This is a genomic window from Caballeronia choica (genome assembly GCF_001544535.1).
Lineage (GTDB): Bacteria > Pseudomonadota > Gammaproteobacteria > Burkholderiales > Burkholderiaceae > Caballeronia > Caballeronia choica.
Genome location: NZ_FCON02000002.1, coordinates 148,868 through 174,351, shown reverse-complemented (window position 1 = coordinate 174,351; position 25,484 = coordinate 148,868). Strand labels below are relative to the sequence as shown.

21 protein-coding genes and 4 pseudogenes are annotated in these 25,484 nt (G+C 60.8%); 10 read left to right on the top strand and 15 right to left on the bottom strand.

Annotated features, from left to right (window positions below):
• Nucleotides 1–64: 64 nt before the first annotated feature.
• Both AWB68_RS01850 and AWB68_RS01845 read right to left on the bottom strand, forming a co-directional pair.
• Nucleotides 65–1,480: a cation:dicarboxylate symporter family transporter gene (locus AWB68_RS01850; RefSeq protein ID WP_087642653.1), complete on the bottom strand. Its 1,416-nt coding sequence runs from the start codon at nt 1,478–1,480 to the stop codon at nt 65–67.
• 26 nt (nt 1,481–1,506) lie between these two features.
• A complete protein-coding gene (locus AWB68_RS01845; protein ID WP_087642652.1) occupies nt 1,507–2,877 on the bottom strand; it encodes a class-II fumarase/aspartase family protein in 1,371 nt (456 codons plus the stop codon).
• Between the two features lie 159 nt (nt 2,878–3,036).
• Between AWB68_RS01845 and AWB68_RS01840 the strand changes: the two genes are divergently transcribed.
• Nucleotides 3,037–3,768 carry a GntR family transcriptional regulator gene (locus tag AWB68_RS01840; protein ID WP_087642651.1) on the top strand — a complete coding sequence of 244 codons (732 nt, stop codon included), beginning with the start codon at nt 3,037–3,039 and terminating at the stop codon, nt 3,766–3,768.
• Between the two features lie 447 nt (nt 3,769–4,215).
• Here the strand turns inward: AWB68_RS01840 and AWB68_RS01835 are convergent, their stop codons facing one another.
• The 3 genes and pseudogenes from AWB68_RS01835 to AWB68_RS01825 form a co-directional block, all read right to left on the bottom strand.
• Nucleotides 4,216–4,737, bottom strand: a complete 522-nt coding sequence (locus AWB68_RS01835; protein ID WP_087642650.1) for a PH domain-containing protein — start codon at nt 4,735–4,737, stop codon at nt 4,216–4,218.
• A 30-nt stretch (nt 4,738–4,767) separates the two neighbouring features.
• Nucleotides 4,768–5,049, bottom strand: a complete 282-nt coding sequence (locus tag AWB68_RS51300) for a transposase (protein WP_125482850.1) — start codon at nt 5,047–5,049, stop codon at nt 4,768–4,770.
• A 435-nt stretch (nt 5,050–5,484) separates the two neighbouring features.
• Nucleotides 5,485–6,051, bottom strand: a pseudogene (locus tag AWB68_RS01825) (FAD-dependent monooxygenase); the annotation flags it as partial.
• Nucleotides 6,052–6,061: 10 nt separating this feature from the next.
• Between AWB68_RS01825 and AWB68_RS01820 the strand changes: the two are divergent.
• Together AWB68_RS01820 and AWB68_RS01815 are read left to right on the top strand one after the other, a co-directional pair.
• Nucleotides 6,062–7,072: pseudogene (locus AWB68_RS01820) on the top strand (porin); the annotation flags it as partial.
• A gap of 10 nt (nt 7,073–7,082) precedes the next feature.
• Nucleotides 7,083–8,462, top strand: a pseudogene (locus AWB68_RS01815) (tannase/feruloyl esterase family alpha/beta hydrolase); the annotation flags it as partial.
• A 31-nt stretch (nt 8,463–8,493) separates the two neighbouring features.
• Here the strand turns inward: AWB68_RS01815 and AWB68_RS51295 are convergent.
• Together AWB68_RS51295 and AWB68_RS01805 are read right to left on the bottom strand one after the other, a co-directional pair.
• Nucleotides 8,494–8,649, bottom strand: a complete 156-nt coding sequence (locus AWB68_RS51295) for a DUF1330 domain-containing protein (RefSeq protein WP_087642648.1) — start codon at nt 8,647–8,649, stop codon at nt 8,494–8,496.
• Between the two features lie 214 nt (nt 8,650–8,863).
• Nucleotides 8,864–9,829: a DMT family transporter gene (locus tag AWB68_RS01805; protein WP_125482849.1), complete on the bottom strand. Its 966-nt coding sequence runs from the start codon at nt 9,827–9,829 to the stop codon at nt 8,864–8,866.
• 84 nt (nt 9,830–9,913) lie between these two features.
• Between AWB68_RS01805 and AWB68_RS01800 the strand changes: the two genes are divergently transcribed.
• A complete protein-coding gene (locus AWB68_RS01800) occupies nt 9,914–10,780 on the top strand; it encodes a LysR family transcriptional regulator (protein WP_087642646.1) in 867 nt (288 codons plus the stop codon).
• Nucleotides 10,781–11,202: 422 nt separating this feature from the next.
• Here AWB68_RS01800 and AWB68_RS01795 read toward each other — a convergent pair.
• Nucleotides 11,203–11,908 (bottom strand): annotated as a pseudogene (locus AWB68_RS01795) (IS91 family transposase); the annotation flags it as partial.
• The gene (locus AWB68_RS51960) at nt 11,865–12,161 is read right to left on the bottom strand and encodes a hypothetical protein (protein WP_087642645.1); all 297 of its coding nucleotides are present in this window, start codon (nt 12,159–12,161) and stop codon (nt 11,865–11,867) included. The gene AWB68_RS51960 and the pseudogene AWB68_RS01795, both read right to left, overlap by 44 nt.
• A 176-nt stretch (nt 12,162–12,337) precedes the next feature.
• On the opposite strand from AWB68_RS51960, the gene AWB68_RS01785 reads away from it, so the two are divergent.
• From AWB68_RS01785 to AWB68_RS01770, 4 genes are all read left to right on the top strand, one after another.
• Nucleotides 12,338–13,156 carry a helix-turn-helix transcriptional regulator gene (locus AWB68_RS01785; protein WP_087642644.1) on the top strand — a complete coding sequence of 273 codons (819 nt, stop codon included), beginning with the start codon at nt 12,338–12,340 and terminating at the stop codon, nt 13,154–13,156.
• Nucleotides 13,157–13,384: 228 nt separating this feature from the next.
• Complete coding sequence (gene hpaX, locus AWB68_RS01780) at nt 13,385–14,776, top strand: 4-hydroxyphenylacetate permease (protein ID WP_087642674.1); 1,392 nt, start codon at nt 13,385–13,387, stop codon at nt 14,774–14,776.
• A gap of 112 nt (nt 14,777–14,888) precedes the next feature.
• Nucleotides 14,889–16,586 carry an FAD-dependent oxidoreductase gene (locus AWB68_RS01775; protein WP_087642643.1) on the top strand — a complete coding sequence of 566 codons (1,698 nt, stop codon included), beginning with the start codon at nt 14,889–14,891 and terminating at the stop codon, nt 16,584–16,586.
• A gap of 29 nt (nt 16,587–16,615) precedes the next feature.
• Nucleotides 16,616–16,795, top strand: coding sequence for a hypothetical protein (locus AWB68_RS01770; protein WP_087642673.1), 180 nt, complete (start codon nt 16,616–16,618; stop codon nt 16,793–16,795).
• Between the two features lie 179 nt (nt 16,796–16,974).
• Here the strand turns inward: AWB68_RS01770 and AWB68_RS01765 are convergent, their stop codons facing one another.
• The 4 genes from AWB68_RS01765 to AWB68_RS01750 all read right to left on the bottom strand — a co-directional run bounded on the left by AWB68_RS01765 (nt 16,975) and on the right by AWB68_RS01750 (nt 21,648).
• On the bottom strand, nt 16,975–17,517 hold the full coding sequence (locus AWB68_RS01765; protein ID WP_087642672.1) for a DUF2889 domain-containing protein: 543 nt from the start codon (nt 17,515–17,517) through the stop codon (nt 16,975–16,977).
• A gap of 85 nt (nt 17,518–17,602) precedes the next feature.
• Nucleotides 17,603–18,559, bottom strand: coding sequence for a D-2-hydroxyacid dehydrogenase family protein (locus AWB68_RS01760; protein WP_087642642.1), 957 nt, complete (start codon nt 18,557–18,559; stop codon nt 17,603–17,605).
• A complete protein-coding gene (locus AWB68_RS01755; RefSeq protein ID WP_087642641.1) occupies nt 18,556–20,484 on the bottom strand; it encodes an ABC transporter permease in 1,929 nt (642 codons plus the stop codon). The genes AWB68_RS01760 and AWB68_RS01755 overlap by 4 nt, the downstream gene beginning before the upstream one ends.
• Nucleotides 20,485–20,505: 21 nt before the next feature.
• A complete protein-coding gene (locus AWB68_RS01750; RefSeq protein ID WP_160109944.1) occupies nt 20,506–21,648 on the bottom strand; it encodes an ABC transporter substrate-binding protein in 1,143 nt (380 codons plus the stop codon).
• Between the two features lie 240 nt (nt 21,649–21,888).
• Here AWB68_RS01750 and AWB68_RS01745 point away from each other — a divergent pair, with 240 nt between their 5' ends.
• Entirely contained in the window at nt 21,889–22,722 is an 834-nt protein-coding gene (locus tag AWB68_RS01745; RefSeq protein WP_087642639.1) for an ABC transporter ATP-binding protein, read from the top strand.
• Nucleotides 22,715–23,407 carry an ABC transporter ATP-binding protein gene (locus AWB68_RS01740; RefSeq protein WP_087642638.1) on the top strand — a complete coding sequence of 231 codons (693 nt, stop codon included), beginning with the start codon at nt 22,715–22,717 and terminating at the stop codon, nt 23,405–23,407. Before AWB68_RS01745 ends, AWB68_RS01740 begins: the two co-directional genes overlap by 8 nt.
• An 86-nt stretch (nt 23,408–23,493) precedes the next feature.
• Here AWB68_RS01740 and AWB68_RS01735 read toward each other — a convergent pair whose 3' ends face one another.
• Nucleotides 23,494–24,345, bottom strand: a complete 852-nt coding sequence (locus tag AWB68_RS01735) for an oxidoreductase (RefSeq protein ID WP_087642637.1) — start codon at nt 24,343–24,345, stop codon at nt 23,494–23,496.
• 208 nt (nt 24,346–24,553) lie between these two features.
• Nucleotides 24,554–25,270 (bottom strand): FadR/GntR family transcriptional regulator, encoded by a 717-nt coding sequence (locus tag AWB68_RS01730; RefSeq protein ID WP_087642636.1) that lies wholly within the window; start codon nt 25,268–25,270, stop codon nt 24,554–24,556.
• Nucleotides 25,271–25,484: the final 214 nt, after the last annotated feature.

The window sequence follows — 25,484 nt, the reverse complement described above, 5'->3', positions numbered from 1 at the left end:
CGGGAAAATGCGGCCTGTTGCTATCCGAATGCCGCCAGCGCATGCTGGCGGTCCGTCAATCGAATCACGGCGTGTTGCCAACGCTTTTCAAAGGAATTCCAGCGGGGTGCGCATTTGCGTCGTTCATGTCCTCGGGCAATAAGTTACCGTCGGCGAGACTCTCGTCGGCCCGTGCGGTGGCCGGATAACGCTCCGGATAGAGATGCCGCTCGGCGACTTGCGCATCAAAGGTACGCGACCACTTTGCAATCACGACCGTCGCGAGGCTGTTGCCGATCGTGTTGCAGGTTGCGATCGCCATCGACATGAAGCGGTACACACCGAAGATGATCGCCACACCTTCCACAGGCAGGATGCCGGTCGATGCCACCGTCGCGGCGAACACGACGAACGATCCACCCGAAACCGTGGCCGCGCCTTTGGATGTCAGCAGCATCAGTAACAGCAAGCCGATCTGATGCTCCAGCGTAATCGGTACGCCGTACGCGTGAGCAATGAACAGCACGCCCATCGACATGAAGAGCGACGTTCCGTCCAGATTGAACGCATACCCCGTGGGCAGTACAAGTCCGACCGTCTGCTTGGCGCAGCCGAGCCGTTCGAGTTTGATCAAGAGGCGCGGCAGTGCACTCTCGGATGAAGCCGTACCGAGCACGATGAGGATCTCGTCCTTGATGTAGCGCAGGAAGCGCCACAGGCTGAAGCCGGCAAGCTTCGCGATGATCCCCATCACCACGACGATGAACACCACCACGACCGCATAGAAGCTGAGGACGAGCTGAGCGAGCGCGATCAGCACGGCGGTTCCGTTGCTGCCGACCGAGTAAGCGACCGCGCCGAAAGTACCGAGCGGCGCCAGCTTCATCACCAGGTTGATGAACGAGAACAGTACTTCCGACACCAGGTCGAGCCCTTCGTTGATCCTGACACGGCGACCTTCCGGAATCGCGAGGATGCCGATGCCGACCATCACCGCAAGCACGACCACCTGAAGCAGTTCTCCCTTCACGAACGCGCCGATGAAGTTGTCGGGCACGATATGCATGATGAAGTCGACAAAGCCATGCGGCGCCATCTTCCCTACCGCCGGTGGTGCCGATCCGACAGCGACGGCCGTCATCCCCTTGCCGATTTGCAGCAGGTTGCCGGCCAGCAGGCCGACCATCAAGGCAATGGTCGATACCACCTCGAAATAGACGATGGAGCGCCAACCGACCCGGCCCGCACTTTTGATGTCGCCGGCCGATGCGATGCCATGCACGATGGTGAGGAACACCAGCGGCGCGACACCGGCCTTGATGAGCGACAGGAAGATGTCGCCCAGCACTTTGAGCTGTCCGCCAAACTTGGGGAAGATCAGACCGACGGCAATGCCGAGAACCAGTCCTACCAGAACCTGCATGCCCAGTTTGCGGTACCACGGCAGCCTTTTGGGCGGCGGAATGTTCGATCCTTCGTTTGATGCAATATCGTTGTTCATGCTGTGTGCTCCTCCACGCCTTTCGCTCAGATACCGCTGGACAATTCAACCGCGCGATCAACCATCTGCGGCGCGAGGCCGAGATAGTTCGCGGGATCGGTCATGCGGTCGATCGCGTCGCGCTTGAAGTGGGTGGTGACTTCCGGCAGCGCCGCCAGCGCTTCGGCGAGCGTGCCGCCCTTTTCGTTTACGGTGCGGCAGGCGTCGTACACGATGTCGTGCGCCTGCTGGCGGCCAGTGAACGGCGCCAGGCCCATCATCACGGCCTCGGCCACGATCAGCCCCTTGGTGATGCCGAGGTTGTGTTTCATGCGCTCGGTGTCGACGATCAGCCCCCCGAGCGCGAACTTCGCCTGATGCAAGGCGCCTGCCGACAGGATGAAGCTCTCCGGAATCGCGATCCATTCCGCGTGCCACGGGCCGGTGGCGCGCTCGAAATCCTGGATCATCGCGTCGACCATCAGGCCAGCGTGCTGACGTACCGCTTTGGCCGCGGCGAGCATCAGTTCGCTGGAGATCGGATTGCGCTTTTGCGGCATCGTGCTGCTCGCTCCACGTCCCTTGACGAACGGCTCGTAGACTTCGGCGAATTCCGTCGATGCCATGATCATGATGTCGAGTGCAATCTTGCCGAGCGAGCCGGTCACCAGCGCGAGCAGGTTCACCGCTTCGGCGAAACCATCGCGTGCCACGTGCCACGTGGTGGCGGGCACGCCGAGTTTCAGTTCGTCGGCCATCGCCTTTTGCACTTCAAAGCCCTTGTCGCCGAGCGATGCCAGCGTGCCCGCGGCACCCGCGAATTCGACGACGGCCACGCGCGGGCGCAGTTCCGCGAGTCGTTGCTGGTGGCGGTCAAACATCGCCAGCCAGATCGCGACCTTGTAGCCGAACGTGACGGGAAGCGCTTGTTGCAAGTGCGTGCGGCCGGCCATGGGTGTGTCGCGATGCTTCTTCGACAGGTCGACCAGAATCGCGCGAAGTTCGCGGATGTCGCCGTCGATCACGTCGAGCGCATCGCGCACCTGCAGCGAGACCGCCGTGTCCATGATGTCCTGCGTCGTTGCGCCCCAATGGACATAGCGGCCTGCGTCGCCGCACATACCGACGAGTTGATGCACGAGCGGCAGGATCGGATAACCAACGATGTCGGTTTCCTCGCGCATGTGATCGAAATCGATCCGGTCGATCGTCGATTCACGTGCGATGACGTCCGCAGCGTCGGCCGGAATCACGCCGACGCGCGCTTCAGCCTTCGCCAGCGCGACTTCGACGTCGATGTATCGCTGCACGAGGGCGTAATCCGAAAACAGTTCGCGCATTTTCGCGGTGCCGAAGGCATCGCGGAACAGGATTGAATCGACCACTGTGCTGGCCATGGGGATAGTGCGACTCGTCATGACGACCTCTTGAATGTGCGGAAATGCGGACTGGATAGGGGCCGGAATCAGCTTCGGATAAGTGAATATGTCCGGACATACGTAAATTAATATGTCCGGACATGATAGACAAGCTATGATTTACCCTAGCCATGCAAATTGACTGCTTCGCCACAAAAAATGAACAGACCGCACTTCGCCGAGATCGCTCGCGAACTGACCGAGAGCATCGCGTCCGGCCGTTATCCGGTGGGATCGTATTTGCCGACCGAGCTGGAACTGCGTGACCACTATCAGACGAGCCGGCATACGGTTCGCGCGGCATTGCACGAGTTGCAGCAACTGGGGCTCGTCTCGCGGCGTAAGAACGCGGGAACGCGCGTCGAGTCGGCGCAGCCGCGAAACGACTTCAGGCCTTCGCTGGCATCGCTGGACGATCTGGTGCAATTCGGCTCGCAGCACCTGCGTCTCGTCCAATCGACGGCGGAAGTCGTGGCGACGGGCAAGCTCGCGAAGGCCTTGCGATGCACCGATGGCACGCGCTGGCTGCGCATATCGAGCCTTCGCGTCGATGGAGACCGGGAAAGTCCGCCGGTTGGCTGGACCGACGTGTATATCGATTCGGCGTACACCGACGTCGCGGAGACGGCACGCTCGCAACCGGGCACGCTGATCAGTTCGTTGATCGAGGCAAGCCATGGCCGCCGGATTGCGGAGATCCAGCAGGGCGTTCAGGCGATCATCGTTTCGGACGAGATGGCTCGGCGGCTGCGCGTGGAGACGGGGACGGCAGCGCTCGAAATCGTACGCCGGTATCTCGACGCTGCAGGTGACACGTTCGAGGTGACGATCAGCGTCCACCCGGCTGAGCGCTTCTCGATGTCAATGCGGCTGCTGCGCTCGGACAGCTGACGCCTTTTGACCGTACGGGGGTTGCTGCCGACGATCGACATACTTCTAATGGGCCAAATCACTCGCACCATGCCCCTGGCCTGTGATCCGGAGAATCGGCTTGCTAGCGAGGAAAGCGGTGATCGAGCGAGCTATCACCGGCTCGCTGGTGCGCAGTCTGGAGAAAAAGCACGTGTGCGTTACTGCGATCCAGCGGAAGTCACCCTTGCGTCAGTTTCGAAATAGGCCAGCGAGTCGGATGGAAAGGTGCGAGTGTTAGCAGCGGGATCGGCCCCGACGCGAATGGTCGTTGTTTGAGTGTAGGAGTGTAGGTGACGCTCGAACGTCTGCATTCACGCGCGGGCGAATGACCGTAGATGGCCGACTGCATCCGGTCCCGACAGGTCGAGACTGGCTTGCATTGAACTGTCAGCAAATATCTGGCATGTGCGAACTGATGTCGCCCGTTCAAATACTGTGCACCTGAGAGTAACCCGGTGCGTTCGGATCATTCGTGGATGCGGGAATAAGCCGTTCCTGATGCATGGCTACCGCCTCGTCAAGCGTCTTGCAGAGCTGATCCGCGTTCCTGATGGCCGGCAAACGCCTCACGGGATGAGCTACATCGTTGGTCGTCAGGATGATCGAGCCGGCGCCGAATAGGCGTTGCCACCATGGGTGGATCGAGGTGATGCGCTGAATCCGGGAAAGCTCGAGAGTCGACACACGGCGATGCAGAATGCCCTGCGTCCAGGTAATTCGTGCGGTATCGATGACGATTCGGGTGAACGCGGTCTTGAGGAACGGCAAACCGACACCGATCAAAACCGCGCCGGCTTGTGCAAGCAGCACATTCCACTGAAGCGGGAAAGAGTTCGACGTGCAGGCATGTATACCGCCAATCATTGCCATGACAACGCCCCCCTTCAGGAGCGCTGGAAGGTTGCAGGCCTGCGACGGCGCGCCGCTGAAAATCACCTGATTAGCCATCGCATATATTCCTTTTTCTGACCGACGGCTCTAGTCGTTCGTCGAAAAAGGCAGCGCCGCCTGATTCGGCTGCGCGTCGGCGAACTGACTGCTGACCGGCGACGATGCCGTGACCGTTACGCCAGGCACAGTTAGATGGGGCGATTGTAGCGCAGTGATCGTTGCAGACGGCCCACTGCCTCTTTCGGCCCGAGGAACTGTTTCGGCGCAGGCCAGCAAGCGCGGCTTGCCACCTGAGGAGAGTTGACGCGGGACCAGACCCAACCACGCGGCGACTTCGGGGCCATCCCGAAAGGCTCGCGGGTTACCGATTTAGGCTGCAGCGCGGAAGCGGTGAGATGCCCGACCCCGGGTATTGTTTCGAGAAGTTGTCCAGCTTCATCCGTACGATGCGTCGCACGGATGGGTCCCTCCAGTTCAGCTGCCTTGTTGCCCAGTTCGTAAGCAGGTGGAGACGACCGCTGCCGGCGTTGGTGCGCACACCTACGCCCCTCGTTGAAAACGCCGGCGCGCCTGTCCGAAGAGGCGACCCGCGATGTTGCAGCGGCGCTGACCACGCTGCTCGCGGAGGTGTTCGCGCTCCTGCTACTTCGCATCGCCACACAAGCGCGCAGCAACCGCCTTGCCAAGCATGAGCTACATGGGTCAGCCGCGGCGGCAGCAACGTGAATGGCCGCTTCCAAGGTACAACTACCATTTACTATTTCCGCGCGCCAGGCGACAGTAAAGGAATGGCTGCTGGTCGATTCACTCGATTGGAAGCCCGACATAGTTTTCGGCTAGGGCCGCTGCCCCGGCACGTGAGCCGGTCACATAGTCCAGTTCGGCCAATTGCAGTCGGTGCTGAAACTCGTCAGCGCCGGGAAACGTGTGAAGCATCGAGGTCATCCACCATGAAAAGCGGGTCGCTTTCCATACGCGCCGCAGCGCGGTCGCCGAATACTGGTCGAGCAGATCACTTTGGTTCGATTTGTAGAAGGCGACGAACGCCTTCGCGAGAATCTGCGCGTCGCTGGCAGCGAGGTTAAGCCCTTTCGCGCCGGTAGGCGGCACCACGTGCGCCGCGTCGCCAGCTAGAAAGAGGCGGCCATAGCGCATCGGCTCGACGACAAGACTGCGCATGCCGATCACCGTCTTGCTGAAAATCGGACCTTCCTTCGGTACCCATCCATCGGACGTCTCGAGTCGGGCGCGAAACTCGGCCCAAATCTTTTCGTCCGACCAGTTGTCGGTCTTCTCGGTTGGCGAACACTGAAAGTACATGCGCTGGACGTCCGGCGAGCGGGTGCTCACCAGAACGAAGCCACGCTCGTGCATGGAGTTTGCGGCTGGCGACCGGCTGTTCCGCATGCCCGGCGTTACAGGCGAGCTTCCTTCGCGCTGGGGCCTGCGCGGAGTAGAGGATCTCGGCGGCGGCTACAGCGCTGTCTTCACGCTGGAAAACGGCTTCAATGTGCGCGACGGCAGCGTCGGCCAGGGCGGGCGTCTCTTCGGTCGGCAAGCGTTCGTCGGTATCAAGGCCCCTTACGGAACCGTCGCATTCGGCCGCCAGTACACGATGACCTATCTTGCGCTGATGGGCGCCGACATCATCGGACCGGACATCTATGGCCTGGGTTCGCTCGACGCCTATGTGCCGAACGCACGCGCCGACAACTCGGTGACCTACATCGGCGCGTACAACGGCGTGACGCTCGGCGCGGGCTATTCGTTCGGACGCGATGCCGCAGGTACGGGCAACTCGCCGGGACAGGGAACGTGCACGGGCTCGGTGCCGGGGCACGCCACCGAATGCCGCGACTGGTCGGTGATGCTCAAGTACGACGCGCAGTACTTCGGCGTGGCCGCGTCGTATGAAGAAGAGCGCGGCGGCGCCACTGCCGCAGCGAACTTCTTCGACGGCGTCCCGCCCACGCCGCTCATCAACGCCGCCGACAAGGACGCGCGCACCCACGTGAGCGCCTACGCCCAGTACGGCGGCGCGAAGATCGGTGCGGGCTGGCTTGGACGACGCGTCGTCACCGATTCTCCGGCGGTGCCCGATGTGCGCTCGAACTTGTTTTTCGTCGGCGCATCGTATTTCGTCACACCGGCGTTTCTCGTCGATGGCGAGGTGTATCGGATCGTCAATAGCGATCACGACTCGCGCGCCACGATGGGCACGCTGCGCACGACCTACCTGTTGACAAAACGCACGGCCGTCTACGCGCAGGCCTCTTATCTCGCCAACAGCGCGAAGGCGCGTTATTCGGTCAGTGGCGGCGGTGGCGGGACGACGCCAGCCGCGGGCATGGGACAGACGGGCGCGATGGTTGGCGTCCGGCACATGTTCTAGGAGACATGAGATGAACAAGACTGCAATCGCGATACTGGTTTCGACGACGATAGTTGCCGCATGCGGCGGCGGCTCTGACAACAATTCGTCATCGCTTCCCCAACTCAGTGCGGCAACGCCCGCGAGTCTCTCGGGAACCTGCGACGCGCTAGCCGCCAAGCTCTCGTTCGCCAATACCGCGTTCACATCCGTGCAGGATGTGCCTGCGGGCACGCTGAAAGTGGCCGGCAAACCGATCCCCGAACACTGCGTGATCGAAGGAAAAATGAACCAGCGGTTGAGTCCAGTCGATGGCAAGACCTATGCGATCGGCTTCGAAATGCGCCTGCCCGTCGCATGGAACGGCCGCTTCTTCTATCAGGCAAACGGCGGCCTCGATGGCAACGTACTGACCGCAACCGGCGAGATCGGCGGCGGCGGTCCGCTCAACGATGCGCTCAACATGGGCTTCGCCGTCATCAGTTCGGATGCGGGCCATTCATCGTCGCAGAACCCGCTCTTCGGTCTCGATCCGCAGGCGCGTATCGACTACGGCTATAACGCGGTCGCCACACTCACGCCGATGGCGAAGCAGGTCATCAAGACCGCGTACGGCAAGACGCCCGACCGGAGCTATTTCGACGGCTGCTCGAACGGCGGCCGGCACGCGATGGTGGCAGCGGCGCGCTCGTCGGTGGAATATGACGGGATCATCGCGGGCGATCCGGGTTTTCATCTGCCGAAGGCGGCGATCGGCGAGATGTGGAGCGCGCAGCAACTCGCGAAGGTCGCGACAGCCAACGCCGCAAACGGCCTTCCCGACATCAAGACCGGCTTTACTGCGGCAGAGCGCCAACTGGTTGCATCGCGAATCATCGCGAAGTGCGACTCGCTCGATGGTGTGACCGACGGCATGGTTCAGGACATCAAGGCATGTCAGGCGAACTTCAGCCTGGCCAACGACGTGCCGACCTGCTCGGGGAATGTGCGCGATGGCTCGTGCCTCACGACTGCACAGAAGGACGCGATCGGCAACGTGTTCTCCGGCGCGCACAACAGCGCGGGCACGGCGCTCTATGCGAGCTTTCCGTACGATGTGGGCGTCAACGGTGCGAACTGGTCGTTGTGGAAGCAGACCAATTCCATCACCCTCGATCCGGCCGCCGCGGCCTTCACATTCACGACGCCGCCGCAAAGCGCTTCGGTGATCTCGCAGTTGTCGTCATATGCGCTCAACTTCAGCATGGACAACGACGCGCCGAAGATCTTCGCCACGAGCGGCGTCTACGCTGAGGCATCTTGGTCGTTCATGACCCCGCCCGACGAAACCAATCTCGGCGCATTGAAAGCGCGCGGTGCGAAGCTGATGGTGTATCACGGCACGAGCGACCCGGTGTTCTCATCGAACGAAGTGGCTTCTCCAAACCGGTTCGGCGCTCCAATCACACGCCATCAACCACTGCGAAAATGCCTTTACTGCTCGAGAGTCGCATAGGCAGGATTTCCTGGTATTCGGAAGAGTTGTACCATGCAATCGCGTCCTGGCGCGTAGGGAATTCGATGATGACGAGCCGCTCGTACGGCAATTCGCCCTCCATCACTTCGAGGTTGCCGCCACGCGCGAGGAACTTGCCGCCCTATGCCTCGATCGTCGCTGGCGCCTTTGCGCGATATTGATTGAAAACAGCTTCATTTTCTATCGATTCCTGTACGACGACAAATGCTGCCATGTGTGCTCCTTAAAGTGAAGAGCGATGCTGCAGTAGAACGGTGCCCGAGCGTTTAATCCCAAATGGAGTCGAGTTCAATACGTCAAGCCGACGTGGATGCCTGTGCGCCAGGCGGCATTTTGCAGACGCGTTTGCTATCGCGGCGAACGGTCCACAATGCGCCCGCCATGATGAGGACCCCAACGGTCTGTAGTGCGGTTAGTTGGTGTCCGTATACAACCCGGTCCACGACAATGGCTGTCAGCGGATAGACGAATTGCAACAGCGCCACACGACTGGTGCGCAGCTGGCTCATCCCGGCATAGAGAACGACGTACGCGATGCCACTATGGATGCTTCCTAGCCCGGCTAACCAAAGCCATGCAGTCGTAGTTTGCGGCAATCCATGCCAGAGCGGCCACCAAGCTGTAAGCAGCACCCCGACAGCACTCTGCCACCAGGACAAGGCAAACGAACTAACTCGTTTCGCCTTGCGCGCGATGAACGGTAAGCCAGCATAGGCGACGGCACCTACGAGGCATAGGGCGACGCCGGTCTGATAAGACGATGTCGCGATCAAGCTCGTCTTGCTTCCAATGAGTCCGGTGGCGAGTACAAGTCCGGCCAGCGCTACAACGCAAGCAATGACCTGCGCTTTGGATACGCGCTCACCCAGCCACCAGGCACCCAGACCGATGACGAAAAAGGGCTGGATGTGAAACAGAACTGTCGCTATTGCAATAGACACCCGTGGAATGGCGGCAAAGAACAAAACCCAATTGAGCACGATTAGCACGCCTGCGCCCAGCGCCACCGTCAGCTCCTGCCATCGCAGTTTGAGTTCATGCAACCGTCCCGTTGCCGCGCCCCACAGCGAAAGGGCCAGCATCCCAAAGAAGCAACGAAAGAACACCGTGGTCATCGGGTCCTGGCGGGCTTCTTCGACGAAAATGCCGATGGTCCCGAGAACTAGCCCGCCCGCGACCATCAACGCAGTGCCTTGCCGTTCCGAGGTGCTTGATGGGCCTAGCACGGCAGATTCAGGCGGGGAAGGAGTTACGCTTTTCATGTCCTGGATTGTGGAAGGAGTTGACCCTCACGAAAAGCGAATTTATCATTTCGTTATTATTCGATTTTCGAATGATTGGCCACCATGTCCCAATCTCCCGATCTACAGCTTGACTGGCTGCGCGCGTTTGTCGCCGTCGCCGACACGGGGTCGCTCACGGCAGCGGCGAAGCAGGTCTATCGCTCGCAGTCCGCTGTGAGCATGCAGTTGAAGAAGCTCGAGGATGCCGTGGGCCAATCGCTGATGTTGCGCGGGCCACGTCATATGCTTTTAACTACCGCCGGCACTGAGCTTTTGAGCTATGCGCGGAGAATGCTGGATATGCACGCCGAGGCCATCACTGCGCTTCGGGGGCCAGAGGTCACAGGCCGCATTAGTTTGGGCGTGCCGGAGGACTATGCGATGGCTTATCTCACACCAGTCCTTCGCACCTTCTCGAGCCGCTACTCAGCGGTGGAAATCACTTTGGTCTGCGAGCAGTCAACCGCACTCATTCCTAAAGTAGAACGGGGCGAACTGGACCTGGCGGTCGTCACGCGGGATCGCGCTGACAGAGGGACGTTGCTGTTTCGAGAAAAGCTTGTCTGGGTCGGAAAAGAACGATATGAGGCCTGGCGTCGTAATCCATTGCCCATCGCCGTCCACGAATCAGGAAGTCGACCACGCGATGCCGTGCTCAAAGCTATTTCATCACAGAGGCGTCAGTATCGGATCGTCTATCACAGCCCAAACGTCGCTGGACAACTGGCCGCCGCAGAGAGCGGCATGGCGGTGGCGGTGCTAACGCAATGCAGTCTCCCTGCCGGCCTGAAAGTGCTCGACAGCCGCCACGGACTCCCGGATTTGCCTGAAATGGAGGTGGTCGTCATCCGTTCAAAGCAGGCCAAACAATCGGCTGCGGCAGGAGCGATGTTTGACCAACTCGTCCGAACTTTGCGCCGCGCGGAGTAAGAACCCACTACGAGTCGCTGCTGGGCTTCGCGCGAAGACAACGGCCCCGCGTTGCACGTCCGCTTTTGTTTAGATTTGTAGGATGCCTGCCCTCGACCACGGACATGAGCGCGGGCCACAAGCGCATGCGGGCAGGCGTCGTACAAATCCCGATGGAGGAAACCGCGGAGTGTTCCGGCGTGGCCGGAACCTTTAGCGTTATGGGGATTGAAGAGGTCGGGTGCGGTGTTGGACTGACGCAGGGCTGGGGCAAAGCGGGTTGATGTCGACGGGATGCACGTTGGCGAGGCTGTCCGGCGCGCGTTTGTGACGGGAGGCCGCGCGCACAGCGGCGTGGTCCCTGTGAGGGACGCAAGCGTCCGCTATCGGGTCCCGCTGCCGGAGAGCCGACGGTCGTCTTGAACGTCTCGAAACACCTGTGCTCATGCTGCGGCTCGCTGTGCGGGTGGTGCGCGGATCGGTGGGCTGCGTTGGAGGACCTCGATGACGATCATCGGCGCGCCGCAGTGCCGGCAGATGAAGGCGGGACGCACAGCGGGACCGGTGTCGTCGGGTTGCGTGCTGGCGGCGGGCACGACGTGCAACAGCCCACGCACCTTCGCAAGATTCTGCCGGCGCACGGGATTGGGCAGCAGGCCATAGTGGCGGATGCGGTGGAAGCCGCGGGGCAGCATGTGCAGCAGAAAGCGGCGCATGAACTCGTACGCGCCCAGGGTCATGGTCTTGTAGCGGGTGCGCCCCTTCGCGCGACAGTCCTTCCAGCGGAAGGTGACGCCGCGCTCATCGAGCGAAACGAGTCGCTGGTTGGAGATGGCCACGCGATGCGTGTAGCGTGACAGGTAGGCGAGCACCGCCTCGGGTCCCGCGAGCGGGCGCTTCGCATACACGACCCATTCACATGCGCGTAGCGGCACGAGCCACCGGGCGAAGACGGCAGGATCGGCGAGCGCGGCATACTCGCCGAAGAACCGCAACTCGCCACGACGATGCGCTGCTGCGAGTTCTTTGAGGAAACGGTCGCCGGAACAGCCGTGAGAGCACGCGCACGGGCAGGAAGAAACCGGGCCGGCAGGCGACCCACCGCTCACCGTCGGGTGACAGGCCACCACCGGGGACGACCGTGGAGATGCATGCCTTGACGACAAGCAGGCAATTTCATTGCGACAAGCTCGTGCGGTGTCAGCACGGTGATCCTGCTGGAATTGTGTTCTATCGGCAGTACTTCGTCCTTTTTCATGACGTTATCGAAGACTGGTTCAATGATGGGCTGGAAGCCGACTTCGCGCGGTTCGTCGGAACCGAAGGTCTCGGCGTTGCCACGGTCGACATCCACGCGGAGTTCGTCGCTCCAGGCAAACAGGGTGAAACCCTTCGATTCCATTTGCGAGTGCGCGAGATCGGCGCTGTGGGCGCGACTGACCGCGAAGAGTTATATTTACCCATCGTATCTGTTGTCCGCTCATCATCTCCGACACATCCGGCGGGAAAGAAAGCGAGCGATCGTCCGCCGCAGGCGGCGCCTAAAATGGCCCTAATCGACACTCTCCGAAGCCAATCATGCGTTCATGGCGACTCGATCGTCCCAGCCTCTCGGGACACCTGGATCTTTCTCGGGCAACGAGCCTGGTATCAGCCATCGGGCATGATGATGCCAATGCATTCGCCGCGGAAGTCCTGAAGTTGCTAGGGGATGCTGCGGGCATTTCACAGTGCACCGTCTTTGCGTACGAGTTTAACAATCGCCCCCGGACGGTCTCTGTGGCCGATCACCGCGGCGGCCGATACCTGCGCAACGTGGCAGATACGTATGCCAGGACCTTCTATGCGCTGGACGGCAATCAGACGATTATCTCGTCGGCCCGTCCCGAGAAACTCGATTCGGCCGTCCTGCTCCACCAGCAAACCATCGAAGACATCTCGCATGAGGGCTACCGAGCCGCTTGTTATCACCAGCCTGACGTGTCGGGCCGGCTCTCTCTTTTGCTGCAGCCCTCGCAGGACATCTGGCTCTCGGTCAATCTCTACCGCGACCGCAGGCGCGGAAGTTTTCAGCCGAGTGAAATCGCGCTGATCGAAGCGTTTGCCCCGCTCATCGCTCAAGCCGCCAAGCACCATTACGCGCTGTGCGGCCAGATTCAGGCCGGCATTCCGCAACTGATGCTGGCGCGCGTCCGTGGGATCTGCCCGGATTTGTCGAAGCGAGAACTCGACGTGCTCTGCGGTGTTCTGGAGGGCCGCACCGCGCAAGAAATCGGCGAACTGATGGGCGTCAAGGCGTCCAGCGTGGTGACCTATCAGAAGCGCGCTTTCCGCCGCCTCGGCATTTCGAGCCAGCGTCAGTTGTTCGCCTTATGCCTGGCACCCGGTAAAAGCTGATCCCAAACTGCCTCGTCAATCCGACGTCGGCCGCTCATGCGCTCGCGTAGCACCAGGGGTTTCCCCTAACTCGTCTCGCCCTTCACGTCGTACCCATTTTGGGGACAGCGCGCGTGGGCAGCGCTCCATACTCCACTCATCGCCATGCCTCGCCGCCCTGACGAGCCTGACGCGAATGCATCGAGTGCCGTGGCGCTCGACACAGCCTTGATTCTGGAGACGACCTACATGGAAACGACCCCGTTGGCCGACCGCGGCCCACTTCCTGGCGGGCCGGCGAACGATGCTGGACCGGGCGCTTCACTGCATGAGCAGCATGTCATCGCCAAGGTATCTCGGCACCTGCTCTGGTTTCTCTTCATCCTGTTCTTCTTCTCGTTCCTGGACCGGATCAATATCGGATTTGCCGGACTGACCATGATGAAGGACCTCGGCCTTTCCGGCGTCCAGTTCGGTCTGGCCACGACGTTGTTCTATATCGCGTACATCGCATTCGGCATTCCGAGCAACATCGTTTTGGCGCGCATCGGTGCGCGGAAATGGATCGGCACCATCATGATCGCCTGGGGTCTCGCATCCACGGCGACCATGTTTGCGTCGAGTCCAGGCACGCTTTACCTGCTGCGCATCTTGGTCGGCGTGACGGAGGCCGGCTTTCTGCCGGGCATCCTGCTTTACATGACCTACTGGTTTCCGAGTGCATATCGCGCGAGAGCGAATGCGATGTTCATGATCGCCATGCCGGTGACCGCTGCGATCGGCTCCGCGCTCTCGGGATACATCCTGGCACTGGATGGGACACTCGGGCTCAAAGGGTGGCAATGGCTGTTTTTTCTGGAAGGATTGCCTTCGGCGATCCTGGGTCTGGTCGTATTCGCTTATCTGCGCGACGCGCCTGAAAAGGCAAGCTGGCTCAGCGCGGATGAGAAGCGTACGCTCTCGCAGATGCTCGCGGCGGAGCACAAAGCCGATCTGGTGCCGCACACGACGGCAACCGAAGAAAAAAGCCTTTTCAGCGAAGTCGTCTCGCCGACCGTCCTCAAGTTCGCGCTCGCTTATTTCTGCCTCGTCAACACGCTCGCGATGGTGGCGGTCTGGACGCCGCTGATCGTCAAGAGCTTCAGCGCCGACGCGAGCAATCGCACCGTTGGGCTCCTCGCCGCGATCCCGCAAATCTGCACGATCGTCGCCATGATCTGGTGGGGAAGGCGCTCCGATCGCAAGCAGGAACGCAGATGGCACCTGATGCTGCCGATGCTCTTCTCTGCCGCTGGCTGGCTCTGCACGGCTTACTCGACCCATCCCGTGCTGCAGATGCTGGGCATCTGCCTGGCTTCGGCGGGATCGTACACCGCGATGTCGATCTTCTGGACGACCCCGGATCACGCGCTGAGCTTCCGGGCCCGTGCCGTTGGCATTGCGGTGATCAACGCGACCGGCAACATCGGCTCGGCCTTGAATCCACTGGTGGTGGGCTGGTTGAAAGACGTGACGCATAGCTTCGCGGCCGGATTGCTCTATGCAGCGGCATTGCTCGTGATTGGCGCCGTCGTAGTTGCAGTGCTGCCGATTCAGTCCAGGCGTCCGCGCCACGCCGAATTATCAAGCAACGCCAGTTAGTGCCTGTCGCCTTTGCGCGGCGCGACCCGGACGATGGCTGGATACCGACAACGAAGGCCAGCCCGTGCACGGTTCCCGGCACACTGATCAAAAATTAGTTCAGGAGCAAACGATGGAATTCAAACCTTATCCCTTCAGCGCAAAGAAATATGCGGCCAGGTTGCCAAGACTCGACAATGGCGTCGAGACAAAGCGACATGCGGTTACGATCGTTGGCGGGGGGCCGGTTGGTCTGGCGGTGGCCCTCGGCCTCGCCAACCACGGCGTTCCTTCCGTATTGATCGAAGCCGACGACTCCGTTTGCTACGGGAGCCGGGCTATCTGCATCTCGCGCCGGAGCCTTGAAATCATCGAGCGCCTAGGCGCGGTCGATGGGTTTCTGAAGACCGGGCTGCCGTGGGCAGGTGGGCGCAGCTTCTACCGGGACACCGAAGTGCTGCACTTCGAAATGCCTCAGGACGACAACCAGAAACTGCCGCCGATGGTGAACCTTGCGCAATATCACATCGAGCAGTTTTTGCTGGACGCTGCGCAACGCAAGTCCGACCTGATCGATATCCGCTGGCAGACGCGGGTGAGCGCCATCGATTCGCGCGTAGACGGCGCCACACTCAAGCTTGCCACCCCCGAAGGCGACTATTCGCTCAACTCGGACTGGGTCGTCGCCTGCGATGGCGGGCGCAGCACGATTCGCGAGGCGTTGGGTCTGCAACTCAAGGGCACGAGCTACGAGGGTCGTTATGTGATCGTCGATATCGAGCTCGAGAGCGACCGGCCGACCGAGCGTCTTGCCTACTTCGACGCGTCGTCGAACCCCGGTTCCACCGTGTTGGTCCACAAGCAACCTGACAATGTCTGGCGCATCGACTATCAATTGCGTGACGGCGAAGACGCCGAACAGGCAGTGAAGCCGGAAAGCGTCATCCCGCGGGTGCAGAGCTTGTTGGACATGATGGGCGAACGCGGCGCGTGGTCACCCATCTGGATCACGATCTACAAGGCCAATGCCCTGACCCTGGAAAGCTATCGTCATGACCGTGTGCTGTTTGGCGGCGATGCAGCCCATCTGGTGCCGATCTTCGGCGTGCGCGGCGCAAACTCGGGCATTGACGACGCGGATAACCTGGCATGGAAACTGGCGTTCGTGGTCCGTGGCCTTGCGTCCGAAGAATTGCTCGAGAGCTATTCGGACGAGCGCGTCTTTGCCGCCAACGAAAATCTCAGTTACGGCACAAAGAGTACCGAGTTCATGGCGCCGCCGTCATTCGCCTTCGAGTTGATGCGACAAGCCGTGTTGAGTCTCGCGGTCAAGCATGAGCGGGTGCGCTCCCTGATCAACCCGCGGCAGACTTCGGCCATCACCTATACCGCGTCGTCGCTCAATACGCCGGACGCAGAGCCGGGCGCATTCGCGGCAGGTCCGGTGCCGGGGGCCGTGCTTGGCGAGTGTCCGTTGACGATCGTCGAAGGTGGCAACGCAACGGAAGCTCACCTGACAGACCTTGTCGCTCCCTCTTTCACGGCCTTGCATTTTAGTGAAGACGGTAAAGTGCCCGAGGAATTCGTCGCACTCGAAGCATCACTCCGACGCGAAGGGCTGCCTTTCAAGCTGATCGCCGTGACTTCGCATCTGCACCCGGAGACGAAAAGAGATCACAACTGGGACCATACGGGTCGGCTGTTTTCCATGTACGGCGCCAGACCCGGCACCGTATATCTGGTTCGCCCGGACGGTCATGTACTGGGGCGGTGGCACGCGGCAGCGGCTGCGGATATCGCGGCCGCCGTCCGCCATGTCCTGCAAAAGTGATCACGATCAATTCGATAAAGGAGAACGCCATGACCGACAGCGACCTCGACGTCATTTATACGCGGCTGTGCAAGACAATGACCCAACTGGGCGAGCCGAACACTTCGCTTTTTCTGGCGCGTTTCGCGATGCTCGCGATCAACACAATCGACGACCCGGCCGTCGCCCTGAGTCTGATTGACGATGCGCGCGAAGGGATGCCTGAGTAGGAGTATCGAAGTGCGGGCCCCGGATGCAAGCGAGGCTCGCACGCAAAAGGGCGAAACAATAACACTTACGCACTCACGTTGTCTCTGGCCCGTCAGGGCACTCGTTGTCCCAGGAAGTGGCCTACCCCGTGCTTCGTGTTCGGGACACGGGAATTACGTGGTGGCCCGGCATTGAACCGCTACCCGGCTTTCACGCTCCAGCGCGGATAGTATCTGGCCACCACCTCACCACTAGTCGACAGTGCGTGACAGCGATCCAGTTGGAACGGTTGTTTGACGTCCAGCTCCTCGCGTGCGCGCCGATTTGCCATCGTCTGAAAAGCGAGCGTAGCCAGTATTCCTATCAGGTCGCTCACGTGGGTGCATCCTTGGGTGCCGGCGAACATCGATCGCACTTGTGCGGAGAATCCGGGTGCAATCCGCAATCCTGTGAGCCGTCCGTAGTCGGGTGCGATGTTCTCGCAATGCCCTGCATATGGCACGGCATCGAACGCCGCCTCGGCGGCCGTGATGTTCAGGCTTCCGTCGATGGTAATGCGCAGCCACATCTCATGGATCGGCTCTCCCGCCATTCGATTGCCCGCCGGCGACTCCTTGGTGTGCGTCTTGGTATCGATCAGATGGGCCTCGAGATCGTAAAGCCCTCCTGGCCGGGAATAACCGTTGGCTTCGATCCTGCGAGTGTGAAGTAACTGGCGTTCGCCAGCAGGCGAGAGAGGCATGAAGGTTGGTCCGGGAGCAAACGGCTTTGGCGGCGAGTCCATCGCACAGGTCGATTCATGATGGGCCGCCAGCCGGGCAATTCTGTCAGGATAAGGTATTGAGCGGACGCACGAGTTTTCCGTCCAGGAACGCGACGATATCTTCGAGCACATCGCCATAGATCAACCGATAATTTTCTTCGGTCACGTATCCGACGTGCGGCGCCAGCACGACATTTTCAAGCGCCAGAAAGGGATGGTCAACGGGCATTGGTTCGACATCGAAGACATCGAGCGCGGCACCGCCGATTCGCTTCTCTGCAAGCGCCGCCAGGAGCGCGGTTTGATCGACAATGGGCCCACGCGCCGTGTTCACGAGATAGGCAGTCGGCCTCATCAGCGACAGTTCACGCGCGCCAAGCAAGCCGCGCGTGCGCTCCGACAACTTCGAGTGGATCGATACCACGTCCGACTCGGCCAACAGCACATCGAGATTGACGCGTTGCGCGCCCGCCGCCGCAGCGGCCTCGTTCGAAAGATTCTGGCTCCAGGCAAGCACCTTCATGCCGAGAACCTTGCCGTAGCCGGCCATCTGACGTCCCAGGTTGCCAAGGCCGATCACACCCAGCGTCTTGCCGTTCAGGCCGACGCCAAGCGTGGTCTGCCATCGCCCGGCGCGAATCGCACGCTCTTCCTGCGGGATCGCGCGGGCAAGGGCAAGCATCAGGCCGAGTGCCATTTCGGCGGCAGGTGTCGGCAGATCGTCCGTCCCGCAGACTTGTATGCCGCGCTCGGTGGCGGCGTCGATATCGACCGAAGCGTTCCACATCGCTGCCGTGATCAGCAGCTTGAGATTCGGCAGCCGTTCGAGCAGCGCGCGAGGGACGCGCGTTCGCTCGCGCATCAGCATCACCGCATCGAACGGATGCAGGCGTTCAGCGAGCGCATCGATACCGTCCAGGTGATCGGGGAAAGCGGTCACAGTCGCGCGCGGTGCCAGGCTGTTCCAGTCGGCCATCTTCATGGCAACGTTCTGGTAGTCATCGAGAAGGGCTATGTTCATCTTGATTCAGAACTCCGGTGAATGGCGGTTTCGTCAGCGCCGGTTTTCATGGACGGTCTGCCGCGCGACTGCGCACGTTTCGCACGCCAGTCCCCCAGCGACGGCAGCCGGAAAAGAATCTCGCCAAGCACGCCGCGCCGGAAAACCATCACGACGATCACAAAAGTGACGCCTAGCACGAGGCTGCCGCTGTCGGTGAGCGTACTCAGGAAGTCCCGGAGGAACACGACGATGCCTGCGCCGAGCATCGGCCCGAACACGGTGCCGGCGCCGCCGAGCAGCGTCATCATGATGGGCTCACCGGACGCGCGCCAATAGACGGATTCGAGGCTGACAAACTCATGGTTGAGCGCGAACAACGAGCCCGCGATGCTGATGAGAAACGCCGACAACGCGTAGGCGCGCAGTCGCAATCCCTGCACGTTATAGCCAACGCTCAGCATGCGTCGCTCGCTGTCGCGCGCACCGCCGAGCGACAATCCGAAGGGTGAGCGGATCACGAGGAAAACGAAGCCGATTGCAAGCGAGACGACAAACAATGCCAGGTAATAGTAGGTGATCTGGTTCTCGAGGCTCAGGCCGAACAGCGAGCCTCGCGCGATGCCGTGCAGGCCATCCTCGCCGCCCGTATATTGCGGCGTCTGGTTGATGACGAAGTAGACGATCTCGGCGAGTGCGAAGGTCACCATCGAGAAATAGATGCCCTGCTTGCGAGAGATCAGCGCGCCGAAGGCCACCGCGATCATCGTGCTGATCGACACGCCGCCAATGAAGCCGACCCACATCGGATAGTGAAGCTTCGCGATCATGATGCCCGTGATGTAGGCGCTTCCGCCCCAATACGCGGCTTGTCCGAATGACAGCAGCCCGGCGAATGCAAAGAGGATGTCGAAGCCGAGCGCACACAAGCCCCACAGCACGATATCGCATGCGAGCACCGGGTAGACCAGCCACGGCAATGCCAGCCCGACAGCAAGCGCCGCCAGCTTGAGTTTCCAACCCATTACGAGCCGGCGGGCGGCCGGTGTGATCGGCGTGTAGTGCAGTGGGAAATGCGCAACGTCGATCCCGCGGAAGATGCCGCCCGGACGCACGATCAGCACCACGATCATCAGAATGTAAGTCGCCGCGTTGGCCGCCGGCGGATACCAGATCGCTGCAACCGCCGACAGCACGCCCACGGCAAATCCCATCACGACCGAGCCGGCAATCGAGCCCAATCCGCCGGCCACCACGACGGCAAATGTCGTAGCGATCATCTCCTGGCCCATGAACGGCGAGATGTTGCGCAGCGGCGCGGCGAGCACGCCGGCGATCGCCGCGAGGCCCGCCGCGAATGCGAACGTGCCGGAAACGAGCACGGGTACGCGTACGCCGAAGCAGCGCAACAGTTCCGGGCGCTCGGTTCCGGCACGCACCAGCGCGCCAAGCCGGGTGCGCTCGAGCAACAGCCAGGTCGCGCCGCAGACCCCCATCGAAAACACGAGTACGAAGAAGCGGTACTTCGGATAGGCCATGAAGCCGAGGTCGATGGCGCCCGCAAGCGCACTTGGCACGAGAAACGGCGCGCCCTGCACGGCAAAGAAATGCCGCATCGTATCTTCGATGATCAGCGTCAGGCCGAACGTGAGCAGCAGGTTATACGAAGGATCCAGTCCATAGAGACGCCTGAGGAACAAGCGTTCGAGCACGAGACCAAAGCCGCCTATCACGATGGGCGCGACGAGCATCGCGACCCACAGCGAGAGCCCAAAGTCGGAGCCCACGCTGAACGCGATGAAGGCACCGAGCATATAAAGCGCGCCGTGAGCAAAATTGACAACCCGCATCATGCCGAAGATCACGCTCAGGCCCAGGCTCATCAAGGCGATGAAGCCACCGTTGACGAGTCCGTTGAATAACTGCGATAAATAGTATTGCGACATGGAAACCCTCCGCCGGTAGCGCTATTGCCAGTCGTGCTTACACGTGCTTTCCGACGCGGGCATGAACGCATCCTTGCCTGCAACGGTGGCGAGCACGGCAAAAACGTCATCGGGCGTCTTGACCTCGTTCGCCTTCTTGACCTGCTCGAGATACATGTCGTGAACAACGATATGATCCGCTTTCCTGAACGTCGCATTGCGGGCGAAGAAATCGTCGAAGGTGCTGCCTTCCAGTGCCGCCGCGATCTTGTCCGGATCGTCCGACCCAATCCGCTTGACCGTGTTCAAGACCTGCATGACCGAGGAGTAGTTGCCCGCGTGGAGACTGCCGGGTGCGAATCCGTAAAGCTTGCGGAAGCGCCCGCTCCACTCCCGCGTGCGGTCGTCGTAGTTCCAGTACCACGGGTCCGCCAGGATTGCGCCCGACCATGCCGAGATGCCAAGGGCCGCGACGTCGGTCAGGTTCATCTGTCCCGGGACGAGGCGCACCGAGCCGTTCATCAGCCCAAATTCACCCGCCTGCTTCACCGCGTTACGCAGGTCCTGTCCTGATTCGAGTATGCCGATCGCGTCCGCATGGGCGGCCTGCGCTTTCAGCAGGAAACTCGAGAAGTCATCGTTTGGAAACGGCACCATGTCGTTACCCACCACCGTGCCGCCCGCCGCTTTCGCGGCCCGGCTGAACTGCTCGAGCAGGGAGTGACCGAACGCATAGTCGGCGGTGATGAAATACCAGCGCTTCGCGCCAAGCTTGGTCACCTTGGTCGCGGCGAGATTTGCCAGTGCGTAGGTATCCCATGCGTAATGCCAGGCGTACTTCGTACAGAAGTCGTTTGTCAGCGCCGTCGTTCCGGGACTCACAAAGGTAGTCGTCACTTTGTATTTTTTGGCGAGCTTCGCTACCTCGATAGCTGCGGCCGATCCGGTGACGTCGGTAATCATGTTCACGCCCTGGGTCTCGATCAACTGCCGCGTCTTGTTGACCGTGATGCCAACATCAAGCTTGTTGTCGAGCACGATCAGCTTGATGGGCACGCCGTTCACGCTGCCGCCGAAATCGGCGATCGCCATCTTTGCAGCGTCGACGGAACCCTTGCCGGACGTATCCGAATAGACCGTCGACAGATCGGTGATGACCAGTATGGTGAACGCCTTTCCGGTCATCTCGCCTTGCGCCGGAGCCGCCCCTCCCACCGCCGCAGCAACTGCGGCAGTACACGCAATCGCTCTCATTGGCAAACTGCGCAGCCAGCCCGCACGCCGACATCCGCTTCCCAGTCCCATGGTTGTGTCTCCAGAATTTTTTGATGTAACTTCAACCTTGCCGCGAAAATGCATTGTATATTAGCCCAACGATTATTTTTTATTTTTTATATTTCTTGAGCACTTACCGGAGGTTCGACGATGTCAGCGAGTGCTGAATACGTGAGAAGCGGCGCTGCGACGCAGGCCCGCATTGCAGCGCGGGAACCCGTCATCGAGACGCGTGGGCTGCGCAAGGAATTCAATGGGTTCGTCGCTGTGGCGGGCGTGGATTTACGCTTCGCGGGAACGGGCGTGTTCGGCATCATTGGGCCGAACGGCGCGGGCAAGACGACTTTCTTCAATCTGCTGAGCAGCTTCCTGAAGCCTTCCGCCGGAAAAGTGCTGTTTCACGATCAGGACATCTCACGCCTCAATCCGCAGGCAGTATCACGGCTGGGTATCGTGCGCAGTTTCCAGATCAGCAGCATCTTCAGTCACATGACGGTCGCGGAAAACCTCCTCCTGCCGATGCAGCGCCGGGCGACGAGCGGATGCGAATTCTGGCGCCGCAGTCATGGGCTCGAGGTCCATCGTCAGGAAATCCACGACATCATGGATCAGGTCGGCATCGCGTCCGTCTGGCGCGATGAGCAGGCGTCAGCCCTGCCCTATGGTCTCAAACGTTCGCTGGAACTTGGCATCAGCCTCGCGACGCGGCCGCAGGTTCTGCTGCTCGACGAACCGACCGCGGGGATGTCATCGCAGGACATCGGCCGGATCATCGAACTGATCCGGTCCATTGCCGAGGACCGAATGGTCATCATGGTCGAACACAATCTGCGGGTCGTGTCAGATCTCGCGCGGCAGATTATCGTCCTGCAACAAGGCAGCGTTCTGACGGTTGGCTCTTATGACGAAGTGCACTCCGACCCGCGGGTGATCGAAGCGTATCTCGGTGGCAAACGCGGCATTGGAGGAAACGGACATGCTTGAAGTACGCAACCTGCACGCATCGTACGGCGAGACGCAAGTGCTTCACGGTGTCGACTTCGACGTCCAGCCCGGGGAAGTGGTCACGCTGATAGGCCGCAATGGCGTCGGTAAGACCACGACGTTGAAAGCGATTATCGGCGACATGCGGCGGCGCAGCGGAACAGTGCGGTTCAAGGGCGTAGACGTGCTGCCGCTGGGTCCCGAGCGGACCGCGCGCTCGGGCATTGGGTATGTCGCCGAAGACCGCGGCATCTTTGCGACGCTGAGCGTGCTGGAGAATCTTGTCATCTCGCCCGTTCGCGGTCCCGCTGCATGGTCTCTCGAACGCATCTTCGAATTGTTTCCGGTGCTGAGCGAACGCAGCCATCAAAAAGCATCGACATTGTCAGGCGGAGAGCAGCAAATGCTCGCTATCGCCCGCCCGCTTCACATGGGTTCGCAACTCATCCTCCTCGACGAACCGACGGAGGGTCTCGCGCCTGTCATCGTCGACCGGATCGGGGACGTGATCCTGCAACTCAAGGCCGATGGCCGCACTGTCCTCCTGGTGGAACAGAACCTGCGCTTCGCCATATCGGTGGCGGACCGCCATAACCTGATGGTCGACGGCAGGATCATCCAGACGCTGACCAACGAGGACGTGATCGCACGCGAAGACGAATTGCTGGAGCATCTCGGCGTTTGAAGCGCGGCGTCTGAAGCGGGCATTTTCGTCTGAAAGCGACTTGCCGAAGATGCCCGCTAGATTCGAGCGCGCGCTGAACCACGATCTCAGTCCGGAAAATCCGCACCGACCGTCGTCGTCTCCCAGGTATCGAGGTCATTCTTGAGCCTGCCGAGTTTCGCGCGGACCGCTTCCAGCCCGGGCTTGCCCAGCACGAGGTTAGACGGCGGCACGGTTGCCTCGACGGCCGCGATGATCGCCAGTGCCGCGCGTGCCGGATCGCCCGGTTGCCGGCCGCTATGAGCAGCAACGTCAGCGCGGCGCTTGCCGGCGATTGATTCGTATGCGTCGATTGAATGACTGGTCTGCTTCAGTGAGCGCCCCGCCCAGTCCGTTCGGAACGGTCCCGGTTCGACGGTCGTGACCTTGATTCCCAACTCTCTTGTCTCGCGTGCAAGCGCTTCGCCGAGGCCTTCCAGCGCGAACTTGGTCGCGGCGTAATAGCCGCTGCCTGGATTACCCACCAGGCCGCCCACCGACGTGATATTGACGATGTGTCCTGCGCCCTGCTCGCGCATCGTCGGCAACACAGCTTTGATCGCGCTGACTGCGCCAAAGAAATTGACTTCGAACATGGCGCGGACTTCGTCATCCTCCCCTTCTTCGACAGCCGACAAGTAACCATATCCGGCATTGTTGACCAGCACGTCGATGCGGCCGAACGAAGCCTTCACCTCCGCTACGGCCGCGGCCATGTCAGCGGGAGAAGTCACATCGAGTTTGAGCGGCAACGCGAGGCCGGGGTGCGCACTTGCGAGGTCTGCGACGGCGGCGGGATCGCGGGCGGTCACGATCGCACGCCAGCCGCGCGCGAGCACGGCCTGTGCGATCTCGCGACCGAATCCGGTCGAGCAGCCGGTAATGAACCAGACGGGAGAAGCGGAAGAGTCAATCGGCATGGTGGTCCCTGGTGAGCACTGACACGATGCGCGACACCTTCATTCAAGGCACGGATCGGCCAACGGAGGAAGAGATTCAAAGAGTATCGCAATACCGGAAAACGCGTGAACTGCCTTCTCAAGGGTCGTCGATGCGGAACGCTTCTCCATACACCGCGCCGCACATCAGCATGTAGCTTCCAGACAAGTTCGACATGCAGCCATGCCTTCATATCGACACAAATTGCTTGCCGACGAAATCGATGTGCGTATACATGGCGTTGAACGCTGCATCGGGCGTACGCGCACGAATGGCCTCGTAGATCGCCCTGTGCTGCTCGAGACGCATCGAGGCAAGGCGTCTCGCGTCGACGACGATGTGCGATGCGTCGAACGTGTTGCTCGTAATGTGCTCCCGCAATTCGGCAATAACGCTTGCATGAAAGTGGCCCATCATCAAATTGTGCGAAGCGCCGGCCAACGCCGTGTGGAATTCGGCATCGGCGAGTGCTTCAGCCTGCACGTCCTCGATGCGCACTGCATGCTCCATTTTCTCGAGAATGGAATCCAGGTTAGCCAGCTCGGTCTGCGTGGCGCGTTCAGCCGCAAACCGTGAAGCCGCGCATTCGAAGACGAGCCGGAACTCAAGCGTGTCAGCACGCATTGGCGGGTTCTCGGCAATCAATTGAAGCCATGGTGCGCCAAGCCTGGCCGGCGGGTGGCTACTCACATGCAGGCCGCTGCCGCGACGCGTTTCAAGCAGGCCACGCGCAACCAGACGCTGAATCGCTTCGCGCACTGTCGTGCGTGAAGCCGCAAGAGACGTGGCGAGTTCCCGCTCGGACGGAAGTCGCGTTTGCTTTCGCCACGATGCGTCGAGAATCTTGCCTTCCAGATCCGCGATGACCCTCGCCAATGTTTGACGGCCTGCGCTGGTGGATGCCATATCCGTTACTTGCCTCCTTGCCCAACCAATTTCTCTATCGACCGGGGTTATGACAGCATCCCGGCAATTCCTTCATATCGACCAGCGTTGCCTACGATCGCCATGGAAATAGTGCCTCATGAAATTCCCCCTACGATCCATGGCAAACCTTGGCCCGATGCAAAATTATATTATATAAAAATATATCGTGACGAAAACACCATCGAAGCGGCTG

Coding starts and splice junctions, on each gene's coding strand:
- AWB68_RS01850 (WP_087642653.1), bottom strand. CDS start 1,480: ATGAACAACGATATTGCATCAAACGAAGGATCGAACATTCCGCCGCCC.
- AWB68_RS01845 (WP_087642652.1), bottom strand. CDS start 2,877: ATGACGAGTCGCACTATCCCCATGGCCAGCACAGTGGTCGATTCAATC.
- AWB68_RS01840 (WP_087642651.1), top strand. CDS start 3,037: ATGAACAGACCGCACTTCGCCGAGATCGCTCGCGAACTGACCGAGAGC.
- AWB68_RS01835 (WP_087642650.1), bottom strand. CDS start 4,737: ATGGCTAATCAGGTGATTTTCAGCGGCGCGCCGTCGCAGGCCTGCAAC.
- AWB68_RS51295 (WP_087642648.1), bottom strand. CDS start 8,649: ATGGAGGGCGAATTGCCGTACGAGCGGCTCGTCATCATCGAATTCCCT.
- AWB68_RS01805 (WP_125482849.1), bottom strand. CDS start 9,829: ATGAAAAGCGTAACTCCTTCCCCGCCTGAATCTGCCGTGCTAGGCCCA.
- AWB68_RS01800 (WP_087642646.1), top strand. CDS start 9,914: ATGTCCCAATCTCCCGATCTACAGCTTGACTGGCTGCGCGCGTTTGTC.
- AWB68_RS51960 (WP_087642645.1), bottom strand. CDS start 12,161: ATGGAATCGAAGGGTTTCACCCTGTTTGCCTGGAGCGACGAACTCCGC.
- AWB68_RS01785 (WP_087642644.1), top strand. CDS start 12,338: ATGCGTTCATGGCGACTCGATCGTCCCAGCCTCTCGGGACACCTGGAT.
- hpaX (WP_087642674.1), top strand. CDS start 13,385: ATGGAAACGACCCCGTTGGCCGACCGCGGCCCACTTCCTGGCGGGCCG.
- AWB68_RS01775 (WP_087642643.1), top strand. CDS start 14,889: ATGGAATTCAAACCTTATCCCTTCAGCGCAAAGAAATATGCGGCCAGG.
- AWB68_RS01770 (WP_087642673.1), top strand. CDS start 16,616: ATGACCGACAGCGACCTCGACGTCATTTATACGCGGCTGTGCAAGACA.
- AWB68_RS01765 (WP_087642672.1), bottom strand. CDS start 17,517: ATGCCTCTCTCGCCTGCTGGCGAACGCCAGTTACTTCACACTCGCAGG.
- AWB68_RS01760 (WP_087642642.1), bottom strand. CDS start 18,559: ATGAACATAGCCCTTCTCGATGACTACCAGAACGTTGCCATGAAGATG.
- AWB68_RS01755 (WP_087642641.1), bottom strand. CDS start 20,484: ATGTCGCAATACTATTTATCGCAGTTATTCAACGGACTCGTCAACGGT.
- AWB68_RS01750 (WP_160109944.1), bottom strand. CDS start 21,648: ATGACCGGAAAGGCGTTCACCATACTGGTCATCACCGATCTGTCGACG.
- AWB68_RS01745 (WP_087642639.1), top strand. CDS start 21,889: ATGTCAGCGAGTGCTGAATACGTGAGAAGCGGCGCTGCGACGCAGGCC.
- AWB68_RS01740 (WP_087642638.1), top strand. CDS start 22,715: ATGCTTGAAGTACGCAACCTGCACGCATCGTACGGCGAGACGCAAGTG.
- AWB68_RS01735 (WP_087642637.1), bottom strand. CDS start 24,345: ATGCCGATTGACTCTTCCGCTTCTCCCGTCTGGTTCATTACCGGCTGC.
- AWB68_RS01730 (WP_087642636.1), bottom strand. CDS start 25,270: ATGGCATCCACCAGCGCAGGCCGTCAAACATTGGCGAGGGTCATCGCG.